Origin of the sequence: Streptococcus anginosus subsp. whileyi MAS624 (genome assembly GCF_000478925.1) — a bacterium.
Classification (GTDB): Bacteria; Bacillota; Bacilli; order Lactobacillales; family Streptococcaceae; genus Streptococcus; species Streptococcus whileyi.
On record NZ_AP013072.1, the window covers coordinates 980944 to 1005296 of the forward strand.

24 protein-coding genes and 1 pseudogene are annotated in these 24353 nt (G+C 38.7%); all 25 read left to right on the plus strand.

Annotated elements, in window-relative coordinates; genetic code table 11:
* Nucleotides 1-148 precede the first annotated feature (148 nt).
* The 25 genes and pseudogenes from ANG_RS04975 (at nucleotide 149) to metK (ending at nucleotide 24268) form a co-directional block, all read left to right on the plus strand.
* Entirely contained in the window at nucleotides 149-1879 is a 1731-nt protein-coding gene (locus tag ANG_RS04975; RefSeq protein WP_025271747.1) for an ABC transporter ATP-binding protein, read from the plus strand.
* Nucleotides 1876-3612 (plus strand): ABC transporter ATP-binding protein, encoded by a 1737-nt coding sequence (locus tag ANG_RS04980; RefSeq protein ID WP_020999579.1) that lies wholly within the window; start codon nucleotides 1876-1878, stop codon nucleotides 3610-3612. The genes ANG_RS04975 and ANG_RS04980 overlap by 4 nt, the downstream gene beginning before the upstream one ends.
* A 117-nt stretch (nucleotides 3613-3729) precedes the next feature.
* On the plus strand, nucleotides 3730-4227 hold the full coding sequence (gene ybeY / locus ANG_RS04985; protein WP_003033393.1) for an rRNA maturation RNase YbeY: 498 nt from the start codon (nucleotides 3730-3732) through the stop codon (nucleotides 4225-4227).
* Nucleotides 4208-4612 carry a diacylglycerol kinase family protein gene (locus tag ANG_RS04990; RefSeq protein WP_003033383.1) on the plus strand — a complete coding sequence of 135 codons (405 nt, stop codon included), beginning with the start codon at nucleotides 4208-4210 and terminating at the stop codon, nucleotides 4610-4612. The genes ybeY and ANG_RS04990 overlap by 20 nt, the downstream gene beginning before the upstream one ends.
* A 67-nt stretch (nucleotides 4613-4679) precedes the next feature.
* Nucleotides 4680-5579, plus strand: coding sequence for a GTPase Era (gene era, locus ANG_RS04995; RefSeq protein ID WP_025271748.1), 900 nt, complete (start codon nucleotides 4680-4682; stop codon nucleotides 5577-5579).
* 96 nt (nucleotides 5580-5675) lie between these two features.
* Nucleotides 5676-6368 (plus strand): annotated as a pseudogene (locus ANG_RS05000) (alpha/beta fold hydrolase).
* Between the two features lie 2 nt (nucleotides 6369-6370).
* Complete coding sequence (locus tag ANG_RS05005) at nucleotides 6371-6841, plus strand: NUDIX hydrolase (protein WP_003033398.1); 471 nt, start codon at nucleotides 6371-6373, stop codon at nucleotides 6839-6841.
* 53 nt (nucleotides 6842-6894) lie between these two features.
* The gene (locus tag ANG_RS05010; protein ID WP_003033407.1) at nucleotides 6895-7419 is read left to right on the plus strand and encodes a DinB family protein; all 525 of its coding nucleotides are present in this window, start codon (nucleotides 6895-6897) and stop codon (nucleotides 7417-7419) included.
* Nucleotides 7420-7427: 8 nt separating this feature from the next.
* A complete protein-coding gene (locus ANG_RS05015; protein WP_038677416.1) occupies nucleotides 7428-7871 on the plus strand; it encodes a GNAT family N-acetyltransferase in 444 nt (147 codons plus the stop codon).
* Nucleotides 7872-7878: 7 nt separating this feature from the next.
* On the plus strand, nucleotides 7879-8703 hold the full coding sequence (gene mutM, locus ANG_RS05020; protein WP_003033391.1) for a DNA-formamidopyrimidine glycosylase: 825 nt from the start codon (nucleotides 7879-7881) through the stop codon (nucleotides 8701-8703).
* Nucleotides 8704-8706: 3 nt separating this feature from the next.
* The gene (gene coaE, locus ANG_RS05025) at nucleotides 8707-9318 is read left to right on the plus strand and encodes a dephospho-CoA kinase (RefSeq protein WP_003033400.1); all 612 of its coding nucleotides are present in this window, start codon (nucleotides 8707-8709) and stop codon (nucleotides 9316-9318) included.
* A complete protein-coding gene (locus ANG_RS05030) occupies nucleotides 9296-10261 on the plus strand; it encodes an NAD(P)-dependent alcohol dehydrogenase (protein WP_020999582.1) in 966 nt (321 codons plus the stop codon). Before coaE ends, ANG_RS05030 begins: the two co-directional genes overlap by 23 nt.
* A gap of 258 nt (nucleotides 10262-10519) precedes the next feature.
* Nucleotides 10520-11725: a multidrug efflux MFS transporter gene (locus tag ANG_RS05035; RefSeq protein ID WP_003034551.1), complete on the plus strand. Its 1206-nt coding sequence runs from the start codon at nucleotides 10520-10522 to the stop codon at nucleotides 11723-11725.
* Nucleotides 11709-11858 (plus strand): 50S ribosomal protein L33, encoded by a 150-nt coding sequence (rpmG, locus tag ANG_RS10915; RefSeq protein ID WP_003034401.1) that lies wholly within the window; start codon nucleotides 11709-11711, stop codon nucleotides 11856-11858. Before ANG_RS05035 ends, rpmG begins: the two co-directional genes overlap by 17 nt.
* A gap of 39 nt (nucleotides 11859-11897) precedes the next feature.
* The gene (gene secG / locus ANG_RS05040; RefSeq protein ID WP_003024744.1) at nucleotides 11898-12131 is read left to right on the plus strand and encodes a preprotein translocase subunit SecG; all 234 of its coding nucleotides are present in this window, start codon (nucleotides 11898-11900) and stop codon (nucleotides 12129-12131) included.
* A 90-nt stretch (nucleotides 12132-12221) separates the two neighbouring features.
* Complete coding sequence (gene rnr / locus ANG_RS05045) at nucleotides 12222-14561, plus strand: ribonuclease R (RefSeq protein ID WP_003034491.1); 2340 nt, start codon at nucleotides 12222-12224, stop codon at nucleotides 14559-14561.
* Nucleotides 14524-14991, plus strand: a complete 468-nt coding sequence (gene smpB, locus ANG_RS05050) for an SsrA-binding protein SmpB (RefSeq protein ID WP_003034458.1) — start codon at nucleotides 14524-14526, stop codon at nucleotides 14989-14991. Before rnr ends, smpB begins: the two co-directional genes overlap by 38 nt.
* Before the next feature lie 167 nt (nucleotides 14992-15158).
* A complete protein-coding gene (locus tag ANG_RS05055; protein WP_003034448.1) occupies nucleotides 15159-15863 on the plus strand; it encodes a helix-hairpin-helix domain-containing protein in 705 nt (234 codons plus the stop codon).
* On the plus strand, nucleotides 15847-18075 hold the full coding sequence (locus ANG_RS05060; RefSeq protein WP_025271751.1) for a DNA internalization-related competence protein ComEC/Rec2: 2229 nt from the start codon (nucleotides 15847-15849) through the stop codon (nucleotides 18073-18075). The genes ANG_RS05055 and ANG_RS05060 overlap by 17 nt, the downstream gene beginning before the upstream one ends.
* Before the next feature lie 80 nt (nucleotides 18076-18155).
* On the plus strand, nucleotides 18156-18848 hold the full coding sequence (locus ANG_RS05065; protein WP_020999586.1) for a DUF805 domain-containing protein: 693 nt from the start codon (nucleotides 18156-18158) through the stop codon (nucleotides 18846-18848).
* A 504-nt stretch (nucleotides 18849-19352) separates the two neighbouring features.
* Nucleotides 19353-20339 (plus strand): Gfo/Idh/MocA family protein, encoded by a 987-nt coding sequence (locus ANG_RS05070; RefSeq protein WP_003034384.1) that lies wholly within the window; start codon nucleotides 19353-19355, stop codon nucleotides 20337-20339.
* Nucleotides 20340-20360: 21 nt separating this feature from the next.
* Complete coding sequence (locus tag ANG_RS05075; protein ID WP_003034489.1) at nucleotides 20361-21014, plus strand: uracil-DNA glycosylase; 654 nt, start codon at nucleotides 20361-20363, stop codon at nucleotides 21012-21014.
* Nucleotides 21015-21050: 36 nt separating this feature from the next.
* Nucleotides 21051-21521 (plus strand): NUDIX hydrolase, encoded by a 471-nt coding sequence (locus ANG_RS05080; protein WP_003031692.1) that lies wholly within the window; start codon nucleotides 21051-21053, stop codon nucleotides 21519-21521.
* A 12-nt stretch (nucleotides 21522-21533) separates the two neighbouring features.
* Nucleotides 21534-22811 carry a dihydroorotase gene (locus ANG_RS05085; protein WP_003034545.1) on the plus strand — a complete coding sequence of 426 codons (1278 nt, stop codon included), beginning with the start codon at nucleotides 21534-21536 and terminating at the stop codon, nucleotides 22809-22811.
* 266 nt (nucleotides 22812-23077) lie between these two features.
* Nucleotides 23078-24268 (plus strand): methionine adenosyltransferase, encoded by a 1191-nt coding sequence (gene metK, locus ANG_RS05090; RefSeq protein ID WP_003034546.1) that lies wholly within the window; start codon nucleotides 23078-23080, stop codon nucleotides 24266-24268.
* The last annotated feature ends 85 nt before the right edge of the window (nucleotides 24269-24353 follow it).

Sequence of the window (24353 nt, forward strand, 5' to 3'; positions counted from 1 at the left end):
AAACAGTACTCAGGTATATCATGCGACAGAACTCCTTTCTAGCACAGCACTGTAATTTATTTTTGATGAAAAAATAAATAAAAGCAAGTAAGCTCAAGACAGGTTTATTCTGTCTTGGGCTTTTTTGTGCGTTTCGGGAAGGATTAGGATGATTAAAAGTTTATTTGGATATATAAAAGAGCATAAATGGTTATATTTATCCATTGCTCTGGTTTTACTATTGTATGATTTTACCATGTTGATTCCAACACAGGTGATTCAGCGTTTGGTAGATCATCTGTCGCATCATAGTTTGACACAGCAGCATTTAATTAAAGATGTTGGTTTGTTAGCTTTGGTGACAATTTGCAACTATCTGTCGGCTTACTATTGGCATTTAAAGATATATCAGTCGTCCATTGACTATAAGTTTCTCATGCAAAGAAGGGCTTTTGAGAAATTGGTAGCTATGAGAACGCCTTTCTACGAAAAATTTCGTTCTGGCGATATTCTAACGCGTTTTTCAACGGATGTTGAGGGAATGATGGAGATGGCTGGCTATGGGATTGTCATTCTCTTATACACAGGAGGCATGATTGCCTTTGTCGTTCCGACCATGTTTTTTATCTCATGGGAAATTAGCTTACTGGCTATGCTTCCGCTTATGATATTGATGATATGGATTTATTTTCTTGGTAAAAAACAAGATAAACTAGTCGAAAATAATCGTGAAGCAGTGGCATCTTTGAATGATGAGGTATTGGAAACGATAGAGGGAGTCCGAGTTGCGCGTGCTTATAGCAAGAAAACAACTCAGAAAGAACAGTTCCAATTGCGCACGAAAGCTTTATCTAAGGTCGGCGATCAAATTGCTGGCATTCAGTATCTTTACGCACCGCTCTCTTCTGTCTTTATCGCTTTATCAACGATTATTGTGCTTCTTATTGGTGCTGCTTTTATAAAAACGGGACAGTTGACAATTGGGCAAGTGATTGCTCTTCAATTGTATATGATTAGCCTGATTGAACCTTTTTGGATGCTGTCGGATTTTATCTTGGTCTATCAAACGGGGAAGACGTCTTTTAAAAAGGTAACAGAACTGATTGAAACGACAGATGATATGGAAATGAGTGGAAAAGAGGAGTTGCAACATCTTATCTCTATTCGTTTTCAGGATTATCATTTCACTTATCCACAAACAAAAAGACCTAGCTTGCGTAACATAGCTTGGCAAATTGAAGCAGGAAAGACATATGGTATTGTTGGAAAAACAGGCTCTGGTAAAACAACCTTAGTTCGTCAGCTTCTTCAGCAATATCCTATTGGACAAGGGGAATTTCAGATAAATGGAAAATCCGTCAGTCACTATTCACGTCCATCGATTGAAGCAATGATTGGCTATGTCCCTCAGGAGCATATTTTGTTCTCAAAATCTGTCAAAGACAATATTGCCTTTGGTAAGAGAAATGCGACATTAAGTGATATTGAGAAAGCTATTAAAACAGCAGCATTTTCAGAAGATTTAAAACGAATGCCAGACGGACTGGAAACGCTTATTGGTGAGAGGGGAGTGTCAATATCTGGCGGTCAAAAACAAAGAATTTCTTTGGCACGCGCTTTTATTAGACAGCCAGAAGTCCTTGTTTTGGATGATTCTTTGTCGGCAGTTGACGCTCAAACAGAGCGTCGAATTATCAAAAATCTTCAGGATATGCGAGCTAATCAGACAACGATCATTGTGACACACCGTTTGTCAGCTATCCAGCAGGCAGACTGGGTTCTTGTCTTAGAAGATGGACAAATTGTTGAAGAGGGGACACCGAACCAGTTGCTAAATAAAGGAGGTTGGTACGCCGAACAATATCAACGGCAGCAACATCAGAAAGGAGGGAGTGAATGAGTATCATTAGCCGTTTATTAAAAGAACTAAAAGTTGTTCGAATTGCATTCTTTCTTGCGGTTGGAATTGCTGTTTTAGCAACGGTGACTAGCCAACTGTCTCCTCTCTGTTTGAGAAATATGATAGACGGACCGCTTACACAGATTGGAAACGGAAAAGATCGTCAGGTTCAGCTTTTGCAATTAGCTGGATTATACCTAATTGCTGTAGTTTTGGGGAGTGCCTTGACTTACTTAGGCGACCGACTTTTAGCGCATTGTGGCAACAAAGTTGCCGAACATCTGAGAAATGAAGCTTATCAGGTTATGCAAAATTTGCCGATTTCTTACTTTGATGATAAGCCGGCAGGGAAGATTGCGACCAGAATTGTAAATGACACGGAAACCTTACGAAGACAATTTTATGCCAGTTTGGTTAGTGTTTTGATTCAAGTTCTTCGGATTGTTTTTACCTACGTTCTGTTATTTTATTTTAATCCGCTTGCAGCCTCAGTGCTGTTGCTATTACTTCCTGCTTTTTATGGAATTCAGGTATTTTATAAAAAACTAACGGACAAGCCGATGAAAGATTTCTACGATTCACGTAGTGACATCAATAATCAAGTGAATGAATTGATGCATGGAGCTAGTTTGATACAGCTATATCATCAGGAAAAAATAGTTCTTTCAGAATTTGATGTAACTGCCCGAAAAATGAGCCAAGCTGATAAACAAATTGTATGGGTAAGCGCTCTTTCATCTTGGCCGTTAACGGAATTTTTGAAAAATGCAGTGCTTGCTGTTATTTTGACAATAGTTGGCCAGCAATTTTTAGGCGGTCATAGCGTTATTACCGCAGGTGTACTGTTTGTCTATCTCAATTATATTATTGATTTATTTGATATGATGGGTTTTCTGGTTCGACTTTTCCCGAATGTACAACGATCATTGGAAACAGGAAAACGAGTTTTAGAATTGCTAGATCAACCTCAGGAAGCGGATGAGAAAGCCCAGTTAGTAGTCAATAAAGGTGAGGTTGTGTTTGAACATGTGAGCTTTGCGTATGAGAAAGAAAAAACTATCCTGCACGATATTAGCTTTAAGGCAAAGCAAGGAGAGACGATTGCTTTGGTAGGGCATACCGGCTCCGGAAAATCTTCTATCATGAACCTACTTTATCGTTTCTACGATCCCCAAAAAGGGAAAATATATATTGATCAACAAGATATTCAACAATATTCTCGTGAAAGTCTTCGTAGTCACATGGGGATTGTTTTGCAAGATCCTTATCTATTCACAGGAACACTAGCAAGCAATGTAGCGATGAGCCATTCAGGCATCAATCGTGAAAAAGTTTTGGAATCTTTAGAAAAAGTCGGTGCAGGGGACTTGCTGGCTCGTTGTAAAGAAGGAATTGACGAGCCTGTAAAGGATAAAGGGGCGGCGTTTTCGAGCGGTGAACGGCAATTGATTTCATTTGCTCGAACTCTCTATGCTAATCCCAAAATTTTAATATTGGACGAAGCAACTTCTCATATTGATACAGAAACCGAAGAGCTGATTCAAAAAGCAATGGCGGTGGTAAAGGAGGGGAGAACGACTTTTATCATTGCTCACCGTTTATCCACCATTCAAGATGCAGACCAAATTTTGGTTATTTCTGAAGGAAAGATTGTGGAGCGAGGGCAACATGATACATTGGTAAAACAAAATGGCATCTATGCGCAAATGAGCCGCCTCCAGCAACAAGTATAAGTTTTGAAAGAAAAAATATGAAATAAAGAGCAGAACGAAATAGTAAATGATTTATAAATCAGGCATCCCTATCTGAAATATGGTATAATGAAGTGATACTAATAAAGTGGGTGTAATATGTATATAGAAATGGTCGACGAGACAGGGCAAGTTTCAGAAGAAATCATCAAGCAAACACATGATATACTGGAATTTGCTGCTAAAAAGATTGGCAAAGAAGAAAAAGAAATGGCAGTGACATTTGTTACCAACGAGCGCAGCCATGAGCTGAATTTGGAATATCGAGATACGGACCGCCCGACAGATGTTATCAGCTTGGAGTACAAGCCTGAGCTGGACATTGCCATTGACGAGGAGGATTTACTAGAAAATCCTGAGCTGGCGGAAATGTTAGAAGATTTTGATGCCTATATCGGAGAACTCTTTATTTCCATAGATAAGGCGCGTGAACAAGCAGAAGAATATGGTCACAGCTTTGAGCGGGAAATGGGTTTTCTTGCAGTACATGGTTTTCTGCATATCAATGGATACGATCACTATACGCCGGAAGAAGAGGCGGAAATGTTTGGCTTACAGGAAGAAATTTTGACTGCTTATGGACTTACAAGACAATAATACAAACAAACGTAAATGGAAAAATCGAGATGTCATTTCGAGTTTAGAATTTGCTCTGACAGGTATTTTTACAGCAATCAAAGAAGAACGTAATATGCGCAATCATGCCGTTTCAGCAGTTGCGGTCGTGCTTGCAGGATTGCTTTTTTGGGTATCTGCGATAGAGTGGCTCTTTCTCTTTTTGAGTATTTTTCTAGTCATTTCTTTTGAGATTATGAACTCTGCTATTGAAAATGTGGTGGACTTAGCTAGTGATTATCACTTCTCCATGCGAGCTAAAAACGCCAAGGATATGGCAGCAGGAGCTGTTTTGGTTGTTTCCGGTTTTGCGGTTATAACAGGAATGATTATTTTCGTTCCGAAAATTTGGAATTTACTTTTTTAACATGAAAATCGGAGAATCCTTTCCGATTTTCTTATATTAGACTAATAAGGAATAAACGAGGTGAAAAATGACCTTTAAATCAGGATTTGTTGCTATTTTAGGACGTCCAAATGTTGGAAAGTCTACTTTTTTAAATCATGTTATGGGGCAAAAGATTGCTATCATGAGTGATAAGGCTCAGACGACTCGTAACAAGATTATGGGAATTTACACGACAGATCAGGAGCAGATTGTTTTTATTGATACGCCGGGGATTCATAAGCCTAAGACTGCCTTGGGCGACTTTATGGTGGAATCTGCCTACAGCACGTTGCGTGAAGTGGATACAGTTTTTTTTATGGTTTCTGCCGATGAAAAACGCGGTAAGGGTGATGATATGATCATGGAACGCTTAAAAGTAGCTAAAGTCCCTGTTATTCTGGTCATCAATAAAATTGATAAAGTACACCCGAATCAGCTGCTGAGTCAGATTGATGATTACCGCAAGCAGATGGACTTTAAGGAAGTTGTGCCAATTTCTGCTCTTCAAGGCAATAATGTTTCGCATCTGGTTGATATTTTAAGTGAAAACTTAGAGGAAGGTTTCCAATATTTCCCAGCTGACCAGATTACCGACCACCCTGAGCGTTTTTTGGTTTCTGAGATGATTCGGGAAAAGGTTTTATTGCTGACACGTGAAGAAATTCCGCATTCAGTAGCGGTAGTCATTGACAGTATGAAGCGGGATGAGGAGACTGACAAGATTCATATCCGTGCTACCATTATGGTGGAAAGAGATAGTCAAAAGGGCATTATCATCGGCAAAGGCGGATCTATGCTTAAGAAAATCGGATCTTTGGCACGCCGCGACATTGAACTCATGCTAGGTGATAAAGTCTTTCTTGAAACTTGGATTAAAGTCAAGAAAAACTGGCGGGACAAAAAGCTAGACTTGGCAGATTTTGGATATAACAAAAAGGAGTATTAGAGGCTGAGGAAGATGAGGTCGTTATTTGTCGCAGAAAAAGGTCACCAAAATGATAAAAGTATTGTCCTTTTGCATGCGTCTGGTTCTAGCAGTTAGATGTGGGCACATCATATCGCTGAGTTAAAAAATGATTTTCACTGTATAGCTGTTGATTTGCCTGGACATGGTTCTAGCCGCGACATTGGGTGGACAAATTTTAATGATGTTACAGAAATGATTGCTGATATTATCAAAAACAGGGCTCACGGCAAGCCGCACCTTGTTGGACTATCGTTGGGAGGCGGTCTCGTTCTTAAATTGTTGGAAAAACATGCTGATTTATTTGATAGAGCGATTGTTGACGGTGCTAGTCATGAACCGATTAATGGGCATGGTAAAGTTATTGCCGTTGTCTACATCATGTCGTTATTTAAAAACACTAAGCTAATTGGTCAACTTTATGACAAAAATGATGCAGGATGATGGGGTCGCTGAAGAGGATTGCCGAGGCTTTATTGATGATTTGCAAAGAGCATCCAGAAAATCGTTTCGCCGAGCAATGTTACAGGCAAATCTGCTGAGGATTACTGCAAATTTCGACAATCCTGTTTTCTCTGTTTCGGGCGGTAAAGAATCGAAGTCAATTCATGAATCTCACAAAGAATTGGCAAGAAAAAACAGACTGAGTGATTGTGCCTATTATCCAAATAAAGGGCATGTGTGGCTGTTTAGTGATACTGACACGCATATACAATTACTCCGCTACTTTTTTAAGACGGAGCATTTCCATATAAATTGAAAGGTTTCTAAATATGGACTACATTTCCTACATTCGCTCAAAAGTTGGGCATGATAAGGTTATCCTGACCTTTGCTGGTGGTATTTTAGCAGATGACAAGGGACGCGTGCTGTTGCAACTACGCGGGGATAAGAAAACATGGGCTATTCCAGGCGGTGCAATGGAGCTTGGCGAATCCACTCTTGATACTGCTAAGCGTGAATTTTTTGAAGAAACTGGCATTGAAGTAGAAGCTACTCGTTTTCTCAATGTTTACAGTAATTTCGAGGAAGTTTATCCGAATGGTGATGCGGTGCAGACGGTTGTCTTCATCTATGAGCTGGTGGCGGTTTCATCAGTGAATATTGCAGATTTTCACAATGAAGAAACTCTATGCCTGCGTTTCTTTTCTAAGGAAGAAATTGAGAATTTAGAATTTGTGAGTAGTAAGCATCGCCTGATGTTAGCTGAGTATTTTGATGACAACTTTGCGATGGGACATTGAGTTGAGATTGACATATAATCCGTGATTAATTTATTTTTTAAGGAGGTAGGGCAATGGAATTTGTAAATCTTTTAGTGGAAAATGTGGAACGAGCCGAGGAGCGTTTTTTGTCGGTGCTGACTAATTTATCTGTGGAAGAAGTGAATGCTTTTCCGGTTGCGGATACAGTTCCGTCCATTAAGTCTGTGACTTGGTTGACTTGGCATACGGCTCGGGAGCTGGATTTTCAGATTGCTGATTTAGCTAAGACCGAGCCAGTCTGGTTCTCTAAAGGCTGGAAGAAAAAGTTTGCTTTGGATTTGCCAGATGATACAGAAGATTGGCATCACACTCCTCAAGAAGCGCATAAAGTTGTGGTGACAGATATTGAGTTTCTCAAAGGTTATCTGTCTGATGCGGTTGCGGCAACAATTGCTTATTTATCAGAGGTGAATGAGGATAGTTTGGACGATGTTGTTGATGAGAATTGGACTCCAGCTGTTAAGCGTGGGAATCGTTTAGTATCTATCATTGACGATGCTACTATGCATTCAGGTCAGGCAATCTATGCTCACCGCCTGCTAGGAAGAGAAGATTGAAAAAGGTAATGGTAGGGGAAATTCGAGCAGTCGAAAAATCTCATCTAGCTGACTGGGCTTACTTTGCTCATTTAGCTTGGAAAACAGAGAAAAAGAAATTACTAGCAGCATTTTCTGAAGGAAAATTTCCTAATGAATTTTTATACTACTTAGAAGGAGAAACTGTTGCTTGGATTAGCTTATCTATGCGTTCGGAATATATGGAAGGGGCAGAGCAATTTCCTGTCGCATATATTGAAGGCATAGCGGTAGCACCTGCTTTTCAAAGAAATGGTATTGATACTCAGCTTGTGGATTTTGCACAGTCGTGGGCGACAGAAAAAGGAGTGTCTCAGCTAGCTTCAGATTGTGATATAGACAATGTAGTCAGTCAAGCTTTTCACAAGAGTGGGGGATTTGAAGAAATAAGTCGAACTGTTCATTACATATTACATTTGGATAAGAAAGGATAAAGATTTTATGCCCGAATTACCAGAAGTAGAAACGGTACGCCGTGGTTTAGAGCGGCTGGTTAAAGGAAAAGAGATTGAAAAGGTAGATGTCCGTTATGCCAAGATGATTGGAACGGGGGCAGATCCTTTTGTCTTAGAATTACCAGGGCAAAGCATTGATGCTGTTGGGCGTCGGGGGAAGTATCTGATTTTTTATTTGACGAATTGGGTGCTGATTTCGCATTTGCGAATGGAAGGAAAGTATCTTTTCTATCCTGAAGAGGTCCAGTTGACGAAGCATTCTCATGTAATTTTTCATTTTACAGATGGCAGCAGCCTCGTTTATCAGGATGTTCGGAAATTTGGCACGATGGAGTTGTTGAGAAAAGAACAAATAACATCCTATTTTACTGAGCGAAAGCTGGGACCAGAACCGACTGAATCAGATTTTCATTTACCACCATTTAAAGTTGCTCTGAAAAAATCTAAGAAATTGATAAAACCTTACCTGCTGGATCAAACCTTAGTCGCGGGTCTTGGTAATATCTATGTGGACGAAGTTTTATGGCGGGCGCAGATTCATCCAGCAAGAGCAGCCCAAAGCTTGACTGCAAAAGAAGCAGAGGAATTACGCAAGCAGATTATTGCAGTCTTGCAGCTAGGTATTGAAAAGGGAGGCTCAACTATTCGCACCTACCGCAATGCGTTGGGAGAAGACGGCACCATGCAAGATTTCCTGCAAGTCTATGGAAAAACAGGTCAACCTTGCACTAGATGCGGTCATGAAATTGAAAAAATCAAACTAGCTGGTCGCGGAACTCATCTTTGCCCACATTGTCAAAAAATGAGGTAGGACATGGCAAAAATAATTGGAATTACAGGCGGAATCGCCTCTGGAAAATCAGTTGTAACAGACTTCCTGCGCTCTCAAGGTTATCAAGTGATTGATGCGGATCAGGTGGTTCATGAATTGCAGACTAAAGGCGGTAAACTCTATCAAGCATTGATCAGCTGGCTAGGGTCTGCTATCTTGAACGAAGCAGGTGAGCTTGATCGTCCTAAACTATCTCAGCTCATTTTTTCTAGCCAGGAAAATTTAGCGAAATCTTCCCAACTACAAAATGATATCATTCGGCAAGAGTTAACCAATCGACGCGACCAACTGGCTAAGACTGAGGAGACTTTCTTTATGGATATTCCGCTCTTATTTGAGCAGGATTATGCAGACTGGTTTGATGAGGTTTGGCTGGTTTACGTGAATCCAGAGACACAAATCAAGCGGCTGAAGGCACGAAATGGCTATTCACAAGAAGAAGCGCAGCAACGCCTTGCCAGTCAGATGAAGCTGGAGGATAAAGTTCCTTATGCAGATTTTGTAATCAAAAATGATGGTAATTTAGAAGAGCTGATAGAACAGATTGATAAGAAGCTTAGGAGATTAAGAAATGATGAAAGCAATGGTTTATAGAGGAGGCGATTTGGGGAATGCTTTTGAAGTAAAAGAGATAAAACGCCCAATTCCTAAGGAACACCAGATTCTAGTGAAAGTAAACTATTCTTCTCTAAATAATGTTGACTATGAGCGCTTTAAAGGGAAAAAACTGTCTTTGTTTGCTCGAGCAACCCTTCTTTTTGGAGGTAAAGGAAAAATTTTGGGAGGTGAAGTTTCAGGGCAGGTCGAAGCAGTTGGAGAACAAGTTCAAAACTTTAAAAAAGGAGATGAGGTCTTTGGTCAAACATTAGGTTTCATGGCTTTCGGAGCTTGGGCTGAATATGCTTTACTGGAAGAAAAGCAGACTGTACTTAAACCAAGCTATCTCTCATATGAAGAAGCAGCTGTTTTAGCTAGTGCCTCTAAGACAGCCATAGGCGCTTTATGTACAGGGCAATTGCAGTCTGGTCAGAGTGTCTTAATTTATGGTGCTTCGGGCGGTGTAGGGCACCTTTTAGTGTGTTACGCCAAAGCTTTAGGAGCATCTATAACCGGTGTATGCAGCCAGCGCAATTTGAAGATGGCAACTGATTTGGGATGTGATAGAGTCATTGATTATCAACATGATGACTTTGAGAAAGCAGCAGGAAAAGATGATCTCATTTTAGCCGTTAATGGACATGTTGATTTGAAGATACTAAAGGCACATTTGAAGAAAGATGGTATTCTAGTAGGTGTAGGAGCGAGCTATCTGCCTGCTTCATTCTTGCAATCTTTCTTTTCAAAAAGGGTTCGCTATTTTAGTTACTTTCTAAAACCAAGAGCAGCTTATTATAATGAAATGCAGATGTTAGTGATGAAGAAAGAAATCAAACCTTTCATTGATAAGGTCTATCCCATTACTCAGGTTTCACAAGCTATCCAATATGTGATGAACGAACACCCCCAAGGAAAGATTGCTTTAAGAATTCATTTTTAGTATAGACAACCCTATATTAGATAGGCTATCATTCAGATGATGCTCAAAGTAGCCTAATAGATTGATTATTGGTTAATGACAAAGGATAAGAATTGTGTCAATTGAACATTGATTATAAAAAATTTTTAAAGACTGGCTGGGAAAATCATTATTAAAAGTGCACAACTAGGATCTTTAGAAGAATTAAAAGGGCAGAGTGATGTTTATTATTCTGTGTTATAAACAAGTTGGAAAGAAGATGATTTTATTAAGAATCAAGTGAATTGGAAACGGAATTTATGGATTGCTTGGCTGGGGAACTTTTTTATAGGTGCTAGCCTGTCACTAGTTGTTCCCTTTATGTCTTTGTATGTGGAAGAATTAGGTGCTAGAGGCTCCATGGTTGAATTTTATTCAGGTTTGGCGGTTTCGAGCACAGCTTTGACAGCCGCTCTTTTATCTCCTGTCTGGGGAAGTTTAGCTGATAAATATGGCCGCAAGCCTATGATGATTCGGGCAGCTTTTGCAATGACCTTTACGATGGGAGGCTTGGCTTTTGTACCAAATGTATTTTGGCTCATTGTATTGAGACTATTAAATGGAGTGTTTTCTGGTTATGTACCGAATAGCACGGCTTTGATTGCTAGTCAAGCTCCTAAAAAACACTCTGGTTATGCCTTGGGAACATTGTCAACAGGTGTCGTAGCGGGGACTCTGATGGGACCGCTCTTAGGAGGAATGATAACTCAAAGTTTGGGAATGAGAAATGTTTTCCTTTTGGTTGGATTTTTCTTGTTTGTTGTTACTTTGTGGACCATTTTTGGGATAAAAGAAGATTTTCATCCTGTCTCTAAAGGAAAAGAAGTTTCGACCAAGCAACTATTTCAGCGAATTCCTCAAAAATCAATCCTTTTTGGCTTGTTTATTACTAGCATGGTGATTCAGATGATTGGACAGTCCATTTCCCCTATTTTGACACTTTATATCCGCTCTTTAGGGCAAAAGGAAAATCTATTGTTAGTATCTGGTGCAATTGTTTCAGCAATGGGGGTCTCAAGTATATTTTCTTCTAGTTGGTTAGGAAAATTAGGAGATAAAATAGGAAACCACCGTTTGCTCTTGCTGGCTCTTTTGTATAGTTTTGTAATTTATATTTTCTGTGCGAGGGCTGGTACGCCACTTGAATTGGGAATTTATCGCTTTCTATTTGGATTGGGCACTGGAGCTCTTCTGCCCGGAGTTAGTTCTTTACTGAATAAAATCACACCTAAAGAAGGTATTTCACGGATTTTCAGTTACAATCAAACCTTCTTTTATATTGGTGGCGTTATTGGGCCGTTAATGGGGTCAGCTATTTCTGTTCATTTTGGCTATCATTGGGTTTTCTATAGTACAGCAGGCTTAGCTTTATTGAATTTTTTCTTTTTATTATTTAGTTTTAGAAAGTATTTAGGAGTGAGAGAAGTCAGTGCGGGTAAAAATTAATTTACAATGTTCAAGTTGTGGCAGTCAGAATTATTTAACAAGCAAAAATATGAAAACACATCCAGAAAGGATTGAAGTGTTGAAGTATTGCCCAAAAGAAAGAAAAGTGACCTTACATCTTGAATCAAAATAAGTTTTATGATAAAATAGTTAAGATTTTAAGGAGTTTGATATGTATAATTTATTATTAACCATTTTATTGATTTTATCAGTATTTATTTTAATCGCAATTTTTATGCAGCCTACAAAAAATCAATCAAGTAATGTATTTGACGCAAGCGCAGGAGACTTGTTTGAAAGACCAAAAGCAAGAGGTTTTGAAGCAGTTATGCAGCGTTTGACAGGAGTGATGGTTTTCTTTTGGTTGTTGATTGCACTAATGCTGACAATCTTATCTAGTAAATAAAATGGGCTTTGACTTTGTCTTTGCCTATTTTTTCTGTATTAGATAAGAAAAGGCGACTGAAAGTTTAGAAAACATAAGAAAAAGGAAAGAATGAAAGAAGAAATTTTAAGTTATTTAAGAGAAAAAAAAGAAGCTAGTATGGATGAGCTGGCACAAAGATTAGGAAAAGAAAAAGCAAAAGACTTTAGAAATTTAGTTCAGACGATTTCTGAAATGGAACGAAAGCGTCAGTTGACCTTTAGTAATGTTGGGAAAATCCAACTTCGTAAAGAAAAGCAGCTGCTTACTTTGAAAGGGACCTTTCACGCCCATAAAAATGGCTTTGGTTTTGTTACCTTAAATGAAGAAGAGGATGATCTTTTTATTGGTCGCAATGATGTCAACTATGCGATTGATGGTGATACGGTAGAAGTTGCAATTACTAAGGTTGCAGATCGCAGCAAGGGAACATCTGCTGAAGCGAAGGTTATTGATATTTTGGAACACAGCTTAAAAACAGCAGTGGGTCAGCTCATCTTGGATGAAGAAAAGCCTAAGTATGCTGGTTATATTCGGTCAAAAAATCAGAAAATCAGTCAACCTATTTATATTAAGAAGCCTGCTTTGGTTTTGGATGGAACAGAGATTTTAAAAGTAGAGATTGATAAATATCCAACTAAAAAGCATGACTTTTTTGTAGCTACTATTTTGGATGTAGTGGGTCACAAGGATGATCCGGGTATTGATGTTCTGGAAGTTTTGGAGTCCATGGATATTGTGTCTGAGTTTCCAGAAAGAGTTTTGAAGGAAGCATCAGCGATTCCAGAGACGCTGTCTGAAAAGGATTTTGAAGGACGTTTAAATCTGCGTAATGAAATTACCTTTACCATTGACGGGGCGGATGCGAAAGATTTGGATGATGCAGTTCATATCAAGAAGCTGAAAAACGGCCATTTTGAACTAGGAGTTCACATTGCAGATGTTTCTTACTATGTCAAAGAAGGATCCGAGTTGGACAAGGAAGCCCTCAACCGAGCGACATCGGTTTATGTGACCGACCGTGTAATACCGATGCTACCTGAGCGCCTGTCCAATGGCATCTGCTCGCTCAATCCTAATGTAGATCGACTGACGCAATCGGCTATCATGGAGATTAATCAAAAAGGTCAAGTTATCAAGCATACCATTACTCAAACGGTCATTAAAACCACTTTTCGTATGACCTATAGCGATGTGAATGACATGATTGCTGGAGATGAGGAAAAACAAGCAGCTTTTAAAGCGATTTTGCCGAGCGTTGAAGCAATGGCAGAACTTCATACTATTTTAGAAACGATGCGGTTTAAGCGCGGAGCTCTTAATTTTGATACGAAAGAAGCTAAAATTTTGGTCAATAAGACTGGACGTCCAGTAGATATTGTTTTGCGCCAGCGTGGACTTGCGGAGCGTATGATTGAGTCCTTTATGCTAGTCGCCAATGAAACAGTAGCAGAGCATTTTGCTACGTTAAACCTGCCCTTTATCTATCGGATTCATGAAGAACCTAAGGCTGAGAAAGTGCAGAAGTTTATTGATTATGCTTCTACTTTTGGCGTTCGGGTCTACGGAACGGCTAATTCTATGAGCCAATCTGCCCTTCAGGATATTATGAAAGCAGTCCAAGGTCAGCCCTATGAAGAAGTGCTATCTATGATGCTTTTGCGCTCCATGCAGCAGGCTCGTTACTCAGAGCATAACTACGGTCATTATGGTTTGGCAGCCGAGTTTTACACTCACTTCACCAGTCCAATCCGCCGTTATCCAGACCTTTTGGTTCATCGCATGGTGCGCGATTACGGGCGTTCTAAGGAAATAGCAGAGCATTTTGAGCAAGTTATTCCAGATATTGCTAGTCAGTCTTCCAGCAGGGAACGGCGAGCTATTGAAGCAGAGCGAGAAGTAGAAGCTATGAAAAAGGCTGAGTTTATGGAAGAATTTGTGGGAGAAGAATTTGATGGTATTGTGTCGAGTGTAGTCAAATTCGGTCTATTTGTCGAACTTTCAAACACAGTTGAAGGTTTGATTCATGTAGCTAACTTGCCAGAGTTTTTCCGCTATAATGAACGTAATCTAACTTTGCAGGGTGAAAAATCCGGTGTTGTTTTTCGAGTCGGTCAACAGATTCGCATTAAGTTAGTTCGATCGGATAAGGCGACTGGTGAGATTGACTTTGAATACCTACCTAGTGAATATGATGTAATTGAAAAGAAAAAACACTCCAAGTTCAAGCAAAACGGACGTCAACAGTCTTATCGCGGTGACGGAGAGCGAAAGAGCAAATCTTCAAAAGGAATCATTTCTAGGGATAAGAAATCAAAGAAAAGCCAAGGGAAGAAACCATTTTATAAAGAAATGACTAAGAAAGGAAGTAAGAATGGCAAAAGGAGAGGGAAAGGTCGTCGCTCAAAATAAGAAAGCACGTCACGACTATACTATTGTTGATACGATTGAAGCGGGCATGGTTTTAACTGGAACTGAAATTAAAAGCGTACGCGCTGCACGAATTAACCTAAAAGACGGCTTTGCTCAAATCAAAAATGGAGAAGTCTGGCTCAGTAATGTCCATATAGCTCCTTATGAAGAAGGAAATATTTGGAATCAAGATCCTGAACGTAGGAGAAAATTGCTGTTGCATAGAAAGCAAATTAAAAAATTAGAGCAGGAAACCAAAGGAACTGGGATGACTTTAGTTCCTCTCAAAGTTTATCTTAAAGATGGTTATGCTAAGTTGCTTTTAGGATTGGCTAAAGGGAAACATGACTATGATAAGCGCGAATCTATTAAACGTCGTGAGCAAAATAGAGATATTGCTCGGACTATGAAGACTTATAATATACGATAATATCCATTATATTACTCTCATTTTTTAATAGGGTGAAGTGTTTCATTGGTTAATCCTTATCAAAATTCTTTTTCTAATATCGCAAAAGCTGAAAAATTTTTTCAGCTTTTTTATTTATTTTACGAATAAACAGATAAAGTAAATTTTCATTCAGTTTAGGAGGAAAAATGTTAGAGGTAATCATCAAAAAAATAAAAGAGTATAAAATTTTAGTTGGTTTAAGCCTGATTGGTTTGATCATAGCAGGATTTTTTCTGATGACTAGTAAATCTGCTAGACAATCTAATGTAGGAGATATTGCACAAGAGGCCACAAATGCAAAACTAGAACGGAAAGAAACTTCAACTGAAACGAAGAAAAAACAACAGAAAGAAGAAACAGAATCTCAAAAGAATTTAGCGAGTGAAGAATTGGAATTTTTAACTGTAGATGTTAAAGGTGCTGTTAAAAATCCAGGTATTTATCAATTAAAAAAAACAAGCCGAATCAATGATGCTATCCAAAAAGCGGGTGGACTAACGACAGACGCTGACAGCAAATCTATCAATTTGGCTCAAAAACTAACAGATGAGGCTGTGATTTATGTGGCAGCTATGGGTGAAAATGTAACAAATGCTGCAAGTAATAATGGACAAACTTTAACGACAGATACCAATGGAACTGCGGCACAAAAAGGGAATAAGGTCAATCTAAATAAGGCCAATTTGTCTGATTTACAGTCTATTTCTGGTATTGGACAAAAGCGCGCCCAAGATATTTTAGATTATCGTGAGTCAAACGGGAAATTTAATTCTGTTGATGACTTGAAAAATGTATCAGGAGTAGGCGCCAAAACACTAGAAAAATTGAAAGAATATGTCACAGTGGATTAAAAAATTTCCGATTAAGCCGATTTACATTGCTTTCTTACTCGTCTGGTTATATTTTGCAATCTATCAAAGTAGCTGGTTAGGCTGGTTGGGTTTTATCTTTCTGGTGATTCGTCTTTTTCGCTTTTATTCACCAAAAGAATGTTTCATGACCTTCATGATTCTCTCTTGTTTTGTTGGTTTTTTCTTTATTCGTAGGGAAATGGCAGAGCGGCAAGCAAATGCAGAACCTTCTCCCGTAAAACAAATAGCAGTTCTACCTGACACGATTAAGGTAAATGGAGATTCACTTTCTTTCCGTGGTAAAACAAATGGGCAGACTTATCAAGTTTACTACAAATTGAAATCAAAGGAAGAACAGTTGGCTTTTCAAAATCTCTCTAGTCTGGTTATATTGACCGTTGAAGGGGAATTTGAAATCCCTGAGAAGAAGCGTAATTTTGCTGGTTTTGATTACCAATCCTATTTAAAAACGCAAGGGATTTATCGAATTTTAAAAGTGGATACCATTTTATCGAGCCAATACAGAATCAGCTTGCACCCTTTTGAGTGGCTTTCTAGCTGGCGAAGAAAAGCACTGGTATTTATCAAGAAGCATTTTCCAAATCCGATGAGTAATTACATGACAGGACTCTTATTTGGTGCCTTGGATACAGACTTCGATGAAATGAACAATCTTTACTCTGGCTTGGGGATTATTCATTTATTTGCGCTGTCTGGCATGCAAGTTGGCTTTTTTATGGAGGGTTTTCGTAAGTTGCTGTTAAGGTTGGGTCTTACACAGGAAATGGTCCATAAATGCCAATATCCATTTTCTTTCTTCTATGCGGGAATGACTGGATTTTCAGTATCCGTTGTACGAAGCTTAGTTCAGAAATTATTGTCGCAACATGGTATCACTAAGTTAGATAATTTTGCTTTAACGATGATGATATTGTCCTTGATTATGCCTTCCTTTCTTTTAACGGCAGGAGGAGTTCTCTCTTGCGCCTATGCTTTTGTTATTAGTGTGATAGATTTTGAAAGTCTGACTTCTTGGCGAAAGATTGTTGTAGAGAGCAGTGTCATTTCGCTTGGTGTTTTACCGATTCTAATCTTTTATTTTGGTGAATTTCAACCTTGGTCTATTTTGTTGACATTTGTTTTTTCACTAATTTTCGATACAATGATGCTGCCAGGCTTGACGTTGATTTTTCTTTCTTCGCCTTTGATAAAGCTAACTCAGGTCAATTTTCTATTTGAAGGGTTAGAAAATAGCATTCGTTGGATAGCAAGTGTCTTTGGCAGACCAATCGTTTTTGGGCAACCCAGTCCGCTTTTGCTGATTGTTATGCTACTTGTACTGGCTATTTTGTATGATATTAGAAAAAATAAAAAATGGGTAATATTTCTTAGTCTGCTTCTTTCATTACTCTTTTTCATAAATAAATTTCCCTTGCAAAATGAGATCACAATGGTTGATGTTGGGCAGGGAGATAGTATTTTTCTGAGAGACTGGAAAGGACGAAATGTATTGATTGATGTTGGGGGACGTGAGGAAATTAGAACAAAAGAAGCTTGGCAAAAACGAGCGACTAGCTCAAATGCAGAGAAAACTTTGATTCCTTACTTAAAAAGTCGTGGCATAGATACGATTGATGCTTTAGTCTTAACAAATCCTAATCCAGATTATGCAGGAGATGTATTAGAAGTTGCTAAAAAATTTGCAATAAAGAAAATTTATATTTCCAGAAGTAGTCTAAGCAATGCAGATTTTCTAGAGAAATTAAGGAAAATAAACACATTCATTCATGTTGTAAAACAAGGCGACAAACTTCCTATTTTTGATTATCATTTGCAAGTTCTTTCGGGTGCTAGCAAGAACGACCATTCGATCGTTTTATATGGTCAGTTTTTCCGTACAAGATTTTTATTTGCGAGCGACTTGAAAGAAGAGGGCGAAGCAAAGTTAATGCAGCATTATCCAAAGTTGAAAACAGATGTTTTGAAAGTCGGACAGCATGGAGCCAAGGACTCATCAAGTTCAAAATTTTTACAACAAATAGAACCAACGGTCGCTCTCATTTCTGTTGGGAAAAATAATCAATCTAAGCAACCAAGTCAAGATATAATAGAGCGATTTGCACAATTGCCTGCTAAGGTCTATCGGACAGATGAACAAGGGGCAGTTAAATTTTCAGGGTGGACAAACTGGCGATTAGAGATGGTCAAGTAATTGTTCTCTAAAAATTAATTTCCGTTGATTTATTAGGAAAAGTATGGTATTCTATTAAAAATTTAAAAATTAGGAGATTTATGATGTTTACCGCTTATAAAAAATTTTGGACTCACTATGCTGATTTTGAAGGAAAATCAACTAGATCTGACTATTGGTGGTCTGTTTTATGCAATGCTTTAATTACCCTTCCATTTGTGATAATAGCTTTTGGAGCGATTATGACAGCGATTTTCAGTGCTATTCAACAAGCAGCTTACTATGAAGGAGGGAGTGGGTTTGATCCAAGCGTCTTTATAGCTGGATTAGGTTCTACACTTTTCGTCTTTGTTTTATTGAGTATTTTTGGGATAGCAACTTTAGTCCCAAATTTGGCGATTATTGTGCGTCGTTTGCGGGATGCTGGCTATCATTGGGCATTTATCTTTTTATATGCAGGTCCTATACTTTTGATGTGGGTTCCATTTTTAAATATCTTGGGTGCTTTAGCTATGTTACCATGTTTTATCGCTCTAATTGTCCTACTTTGTATGCCAACTAAAGAAGTGAAAACATCTACGGTTCACCAAGGACAATTTATGACACAACAAGCACAATCTCAGCAACAACCTGTTCAAGCACAACAATTTACTCAACCACAAGAACAAGCAGTTGAACCTGAAACAACACCAACTCAACCTCAACAAGAATCTGCGATTACAACTGAAACTCCAGAACAAGTTGTTCAATCAGATGAGAAAGAGTTGGACTCAGTTATCTCTGAAGATAACTAAACTAGAAATGCTCCAATAATGCATTGGGGTGTTTTTTAGAAATGACGATTTTTTTAATATCATTTTTAGGAATTTATTCCTGAATAAGCCAATCTTATATCTCATTTATCCCATTAGAAAAATGACCTATTTAAGCCAATTTTTAGTCTTTATTTGGATCGTTGTGATAATCAATGATAAAGCAAATGATAGCAATCGCAAAAATAAATAATCCAAATCCGATAATAGTTTTTATTATGATATTTGAAAAGTAAAATAAAGCAATAACCAAAAGTAAAAATACAATAAACCAAGACCACATAAAATTGCTCCCTTCTCAATTTATTATAACATAAAGGAATATTCTGAATAATTGTAATCTTTGATTTTATTCGATTGTTTAGATAGAAAAGCATAGTTTGATTTCATAGGATTTTGTCAAAAGGGATGTCTCTACACAAAAAGTCAGCTAAATGAAGGAAAATTTGGTATGATAAAGATAATTATGTAGCTAGGAGAATGACCATGGGAAATAAGGTACGCTATAATTGGGCAACTTTAGGTACAGGTGTGATTGCTAATGAATTGGCACAGGCCTTGGAGAAATTGGGTAGAAAACTCTATTCTGTTGCCAATCGAACGTATGCAAAAGGTGTGGATTTTGCACAGAAATATGGTATTGAAAAAGTTTATGATCAGATTGATGACGTATTTAAGGACGAAAATGTGGACATTATCTATATTTCCACACCACATAATACGCATATTGATTTTTTACGAAAAGCATTAAAAAACGGGAAACACGTTTTATGTGAGAAGTCCATTACGTTAAATTCAGAAGAATTGGAAGAAGCAGTTTTATTAGCCGAGCAAGAACATGTCGTTTTGGCAGAAGCGATGACGATTTACCACATGCCAATCTATCGACAATTGAACAGAATCATCTCCAGTGGTCAATTAGGTGATTTAAAAATGATTCAAATGAACTTTGGTAGCTACAAAGAATATGATATGACAAATCGTTTCTTTAATCGTCAGCTTGCTGGCGGTGCATTGTTAGATATTGGCGTGTATGCCTTGTCATTTGTTCGGTGGTTTATGACATCTAGCCCTAACCAAGTCCTTTCGCAAGTGAAATTTGCACCAACGGGTGTCGATGAGCAAGTAGGGATTCTTCTAATGAATGCCGAAGGAGAAATGGCGACTTTGACCTTGAGCCTCCATGCTAAACAGCCCAAGCGTGGAACAATTGCTTATGATAAGGGCTACATTGAAATGTATGAATATCCTAGAGGGCAAAAGGCGGTCATTACTTATATTGAAGATGGGCATCAAGAAATCATTGAAACGGGAAAGACGAGCGAAGCTTTAATGTATGAAGTTCTTGATATGGAAGCAGCAGTAGTTGGTGACAAAAATGAGATGTATTTGGATTATAGTCGTGATGTCATGAAAATCATGACGGATTTGCGAAAAGAGTGGGGCATGACTTATCCAGAGGAAGAAAAATAACGATATAGAACAGGAGAAACAATGGAACATTCAGCTTGGCATAGTTTGATTAAGCAGCAATTGCCTGAAGGGTATTTTGGTAAAATCAATTACTTTTTAAATCAAGTTTATTCATCAGGCACAATCTATCCACCGCGTGAAAAAGTTTTTAATGCGATTCAAACGACGGATTTAGCAGATGTAAAAGTAGTGATTTTGGGACAAGACCCTTATCATGGTCCGCGTCAAGCGCAGGGGCTGAGCTTTTCAGTACCAGATGATATTCCAGCGCCGCCTTCTCTTCAAAATATTTTGAAAGAGTTAGCAGATGACCTTGGCATCAAAGAATCTCATGATTTGACACCATGGGCACAGCAAGGAGTCTTGCTGCTGAATGCCAGTTTGACTGTTCCTGCTGGGCAAGCAAATGGGCATGCCGGTCAAATCTGGGAACCGTTTACGGATGCTGTGATTAAGGTTGTCAATGAAAAAGATACACCTGTTGTCTTTATACTCTGGGGTTCTTATGCACGCAAGAAAAAAGCCTTGATAACTAATCCTAGACATCTCATTTTAGAATCTCCTCATCCGAGTCCCTTATCCGCTCATCGTGGATTTTTTGGCAGCAAACCTTTTTCTAAAACCAATGCCTTTCTAACAGCGCAAGGGATAGAGCCGATAAATTGGTTATTATAAGTAGTTTTATATAGTGGTATTTTCGAAAGGAGAAAAATGGTTAAGTTAGCAACGATTTGCTATATTGACAACGGCAAAGAATTTTTATTGCTACATCGAAATAAAAAGCCTAATGATGTTCATGCTGGTAAGTGGATTGGTGTTGGGGGTAAATTAGAGAAAGGTGAAACGCCGCAGGAGTGCGCTGTAAGAGAAATCTTTGAAGAAACAGGTTTGCGGGTCAATAAGCCAGTATTAAAAGGTATTATCACGTTTCCAGATTTTACACCTAACCATGATTGGTATACCTATGTATTTAAAGTGACGGAGTTTGAGGGAGACTTGATTGACTGCGATGAGGGGACTTTGGAATGGGTGCCTTATGAACAAGTTTTGTCCAAACCAACTTGGGAGGGAGATCATACGTTTCTATCTTGGATTTTAGAAGATAAACCATTCTTCTCGGCTAAATTTTCTTACAAAGGAGAGAAGTTGGTGGAGAGTCATGTTGATTTTTATGGAGAATAAGGAGAAAAGTACATGTTGTTAATTAAAAATGGTCGTGTCATGGACCCTAAGTCTGGTTTAGATCAGATTTGCGATGTTTTGGTTAAGGATAAAAAAATTCTTAAAATTGGTCAGGATTTGAAGGCAGAAAACGCTCAGGTGATTGATGCGACTGGATTGGTGGTGGCGCCAGGGCTGATTGATATTCATGTTCATTTTCGTGAACCTGGTCAGACGCATAAAGAAGACATTCATACGGGTGCTTTAGCTGCGGCAGCGGGTGGATTTACAACGGTTGTCATGATGGCAAATACCACTCCAACGATTTCAACAGTAGAGACGTTGAAAGAAGTATTAGAATCTGCCTATCGTGAAAACATTCATATTAAGTCTGTTGCAACCATTACAAAGAATTTTGATGGACAGCATTTGACAGATTTCAAAGCGCTTTTGGAAGCGGGAGCTATTGGTTTTTCAGATGACGGAATTCCATTAAAAAGTACAAAAGTGGTACGCGAAGCTTTGGAAGAAGCTGACAAAAATGGTACATTTATCTGCCTTCACGAAGAGGACCCAGAACTAAATGGTATCCTTGGGTTTAATGAGCAGATTGCCAAAGAACATTTTGGATTTTGTGGTGCGACTGGGGTCGCTGAATATAGTATGATTGCGCGTGACGTGATGATTGCTCATGCAACCAATACTCATATTCATATCCAGCATTTATCAAAAGCAGAAAGTGTGAAAGTCGTGGAATTCGCTCAGCGATTGGGCACTCACGTAACTGCAGAAGCAGCGCCCCAGCATTTTTCTAAGACAGAAGAGCTATTGTTGTTAAAAGGTAGCAATGCTAAAATGAACCCGCCACTTCGTTTGGAATCAGATCGTTTAGCTGTCATTGAAGGACTTAAGTCTGGAGTTATTTCAGTCATTGCGACAGACCATGCACCTCATCACTCTGATGAAAAGAATGTAAAAGACATCACCAAAGCACCGTCTGGCATGACAGGTCTAGAGACATCACTTTCGCTTGGCTTGACGTATTTGGTGGAAGCAGGTCATTTGACACTCATGCAGTTGCTGGAAAAAATGACGATTAACCCAGCGCAACTCTATGATTTTGAAGCGGGTTACCTTGCTGAGAATGGGCCAGCAGATCTCACCATTTTCGATACAGATGCTGAACGCATGATAACAGAAGATTTTGCCTCAAAAGCAACTAATTCACCATTTATCGGTGAAAAATTAAAAGGTGTTGTTCACTATACGATTTGTGATGGACAAATTGTCTATGGAAGCAAATCATCATAACAAGCATAAGGTTGGAAGTGTTTTTCAACCTTATTGTATTTTAAATTTCTTATAATTTTTAGAAAATTTTCTGTTTATTAGGATAAAAAATGATACAATAGAGAAGTTAAAAGAGTCCCGAAAAGGTAGTCAAAGGTTAAATATTAACCATAGAGACTAGTGCTTTGTAACTTTTTAACGTAAGTCTGTTTACAGATTTTCAAGTAACTTCCTAGCAATAATAGAATTTTTAGGAGGGAATATTTCATTAAAAGGGGGACATGAATATGTCAGAACGTAAACTCTTCACGTCTGAATCTGTATCTGAAGGACATCCAGATAAGATTGCAGACCAAATTTCAGATGCTATTTTAGATGCTATCTTGGAGCAGGATCCAGAAGCTCATGTGGCTGCTGAGACAGCTGTCTATACAGGCTCTGTCCATGTTTTTGGGGAAATCTCTACCAATGCTTATGTGGATATTAACCGCATAGTTCGCGATACAATTGCAGAGATTGGTTATACAAAAGCTGAATATGGTTTTTCAGCAGAAACAGTGGGGGTGCATCCGTCGCTTGTTGAGCAATCACCAGATATCGCTCAAGGGGTGAATGAAGCCCTTGAAATTCGTGGAAATACTGAACAAGATCCACTTGATTTGATTGGTGCTGGAGATCAGGGGCTTATGTTTGGTTTTGCCGTAGATGAAACACCTGAACTAATGCCGTTGCCCATTTCTCTCAGTCACAAATTAGTCCGTCGTTTAGCAGAGCTTCGCAAGTCTGGAGAAATTTCCTATCTTCGTCCGGATGCAAAATCTCAAGTAACGGTTGAATACGATGAAAATGACCAACCAGTGCGCGTGGATACTGTTGTTATTTCCACTCAACATGACCCAGAAGTAAGCAATGAGCAGATTCATCAAGATGTGATTGAAAAGGTCATTAAAGAAGTAGTTCCAGCAGAGTATTTAGATGAAGAAAGCAAGTTTTTCATCAATCCAACTGGTCGCTTTGTTATTGGTGGGCCTCAAGGAGATTCTGGTTTAACTGGACGTAAGATTATCGTTGATACATATGGCGGTTATGCACGTCACGGAGGTGGGGCTTTCTCTGGAAAGGACGCTACAAAAGTCGATCGTTCTGCTTCTTATGCAGCGCGTTATATTGCCAAGAATATTGTTGCAGCAGGGTTAGCTAAGAAAGTAGAAGTTCAGCTAGCCTATGCTATCGGAGTCGCACATCCAGTATCAGTCCGCATTGATACTTTTGGTACAGGTTCAGTTTCAGAAAGCAAGCTTCAAGAAGCAGTTCGACAAATCTTTGATCTTCGTCCAGCGGGTATTATTCAAATGCTTGATTTGAAACGACCAATTTACCGTCAGACTGCTGCCTATGGGCACATGGGACGTACGGATATTGACCTGCCGTGGGAAAAACTGGATAAAGTAGATGCTTTGAAAGCAACTGTGAAATAACAAGTAGGTCGCTTAGACCAAAAATCTTTAGTTTCAAAATAAACCAGTAGCGCAGTTGGCTGATTACTCAAAGTAGGACTTGGAT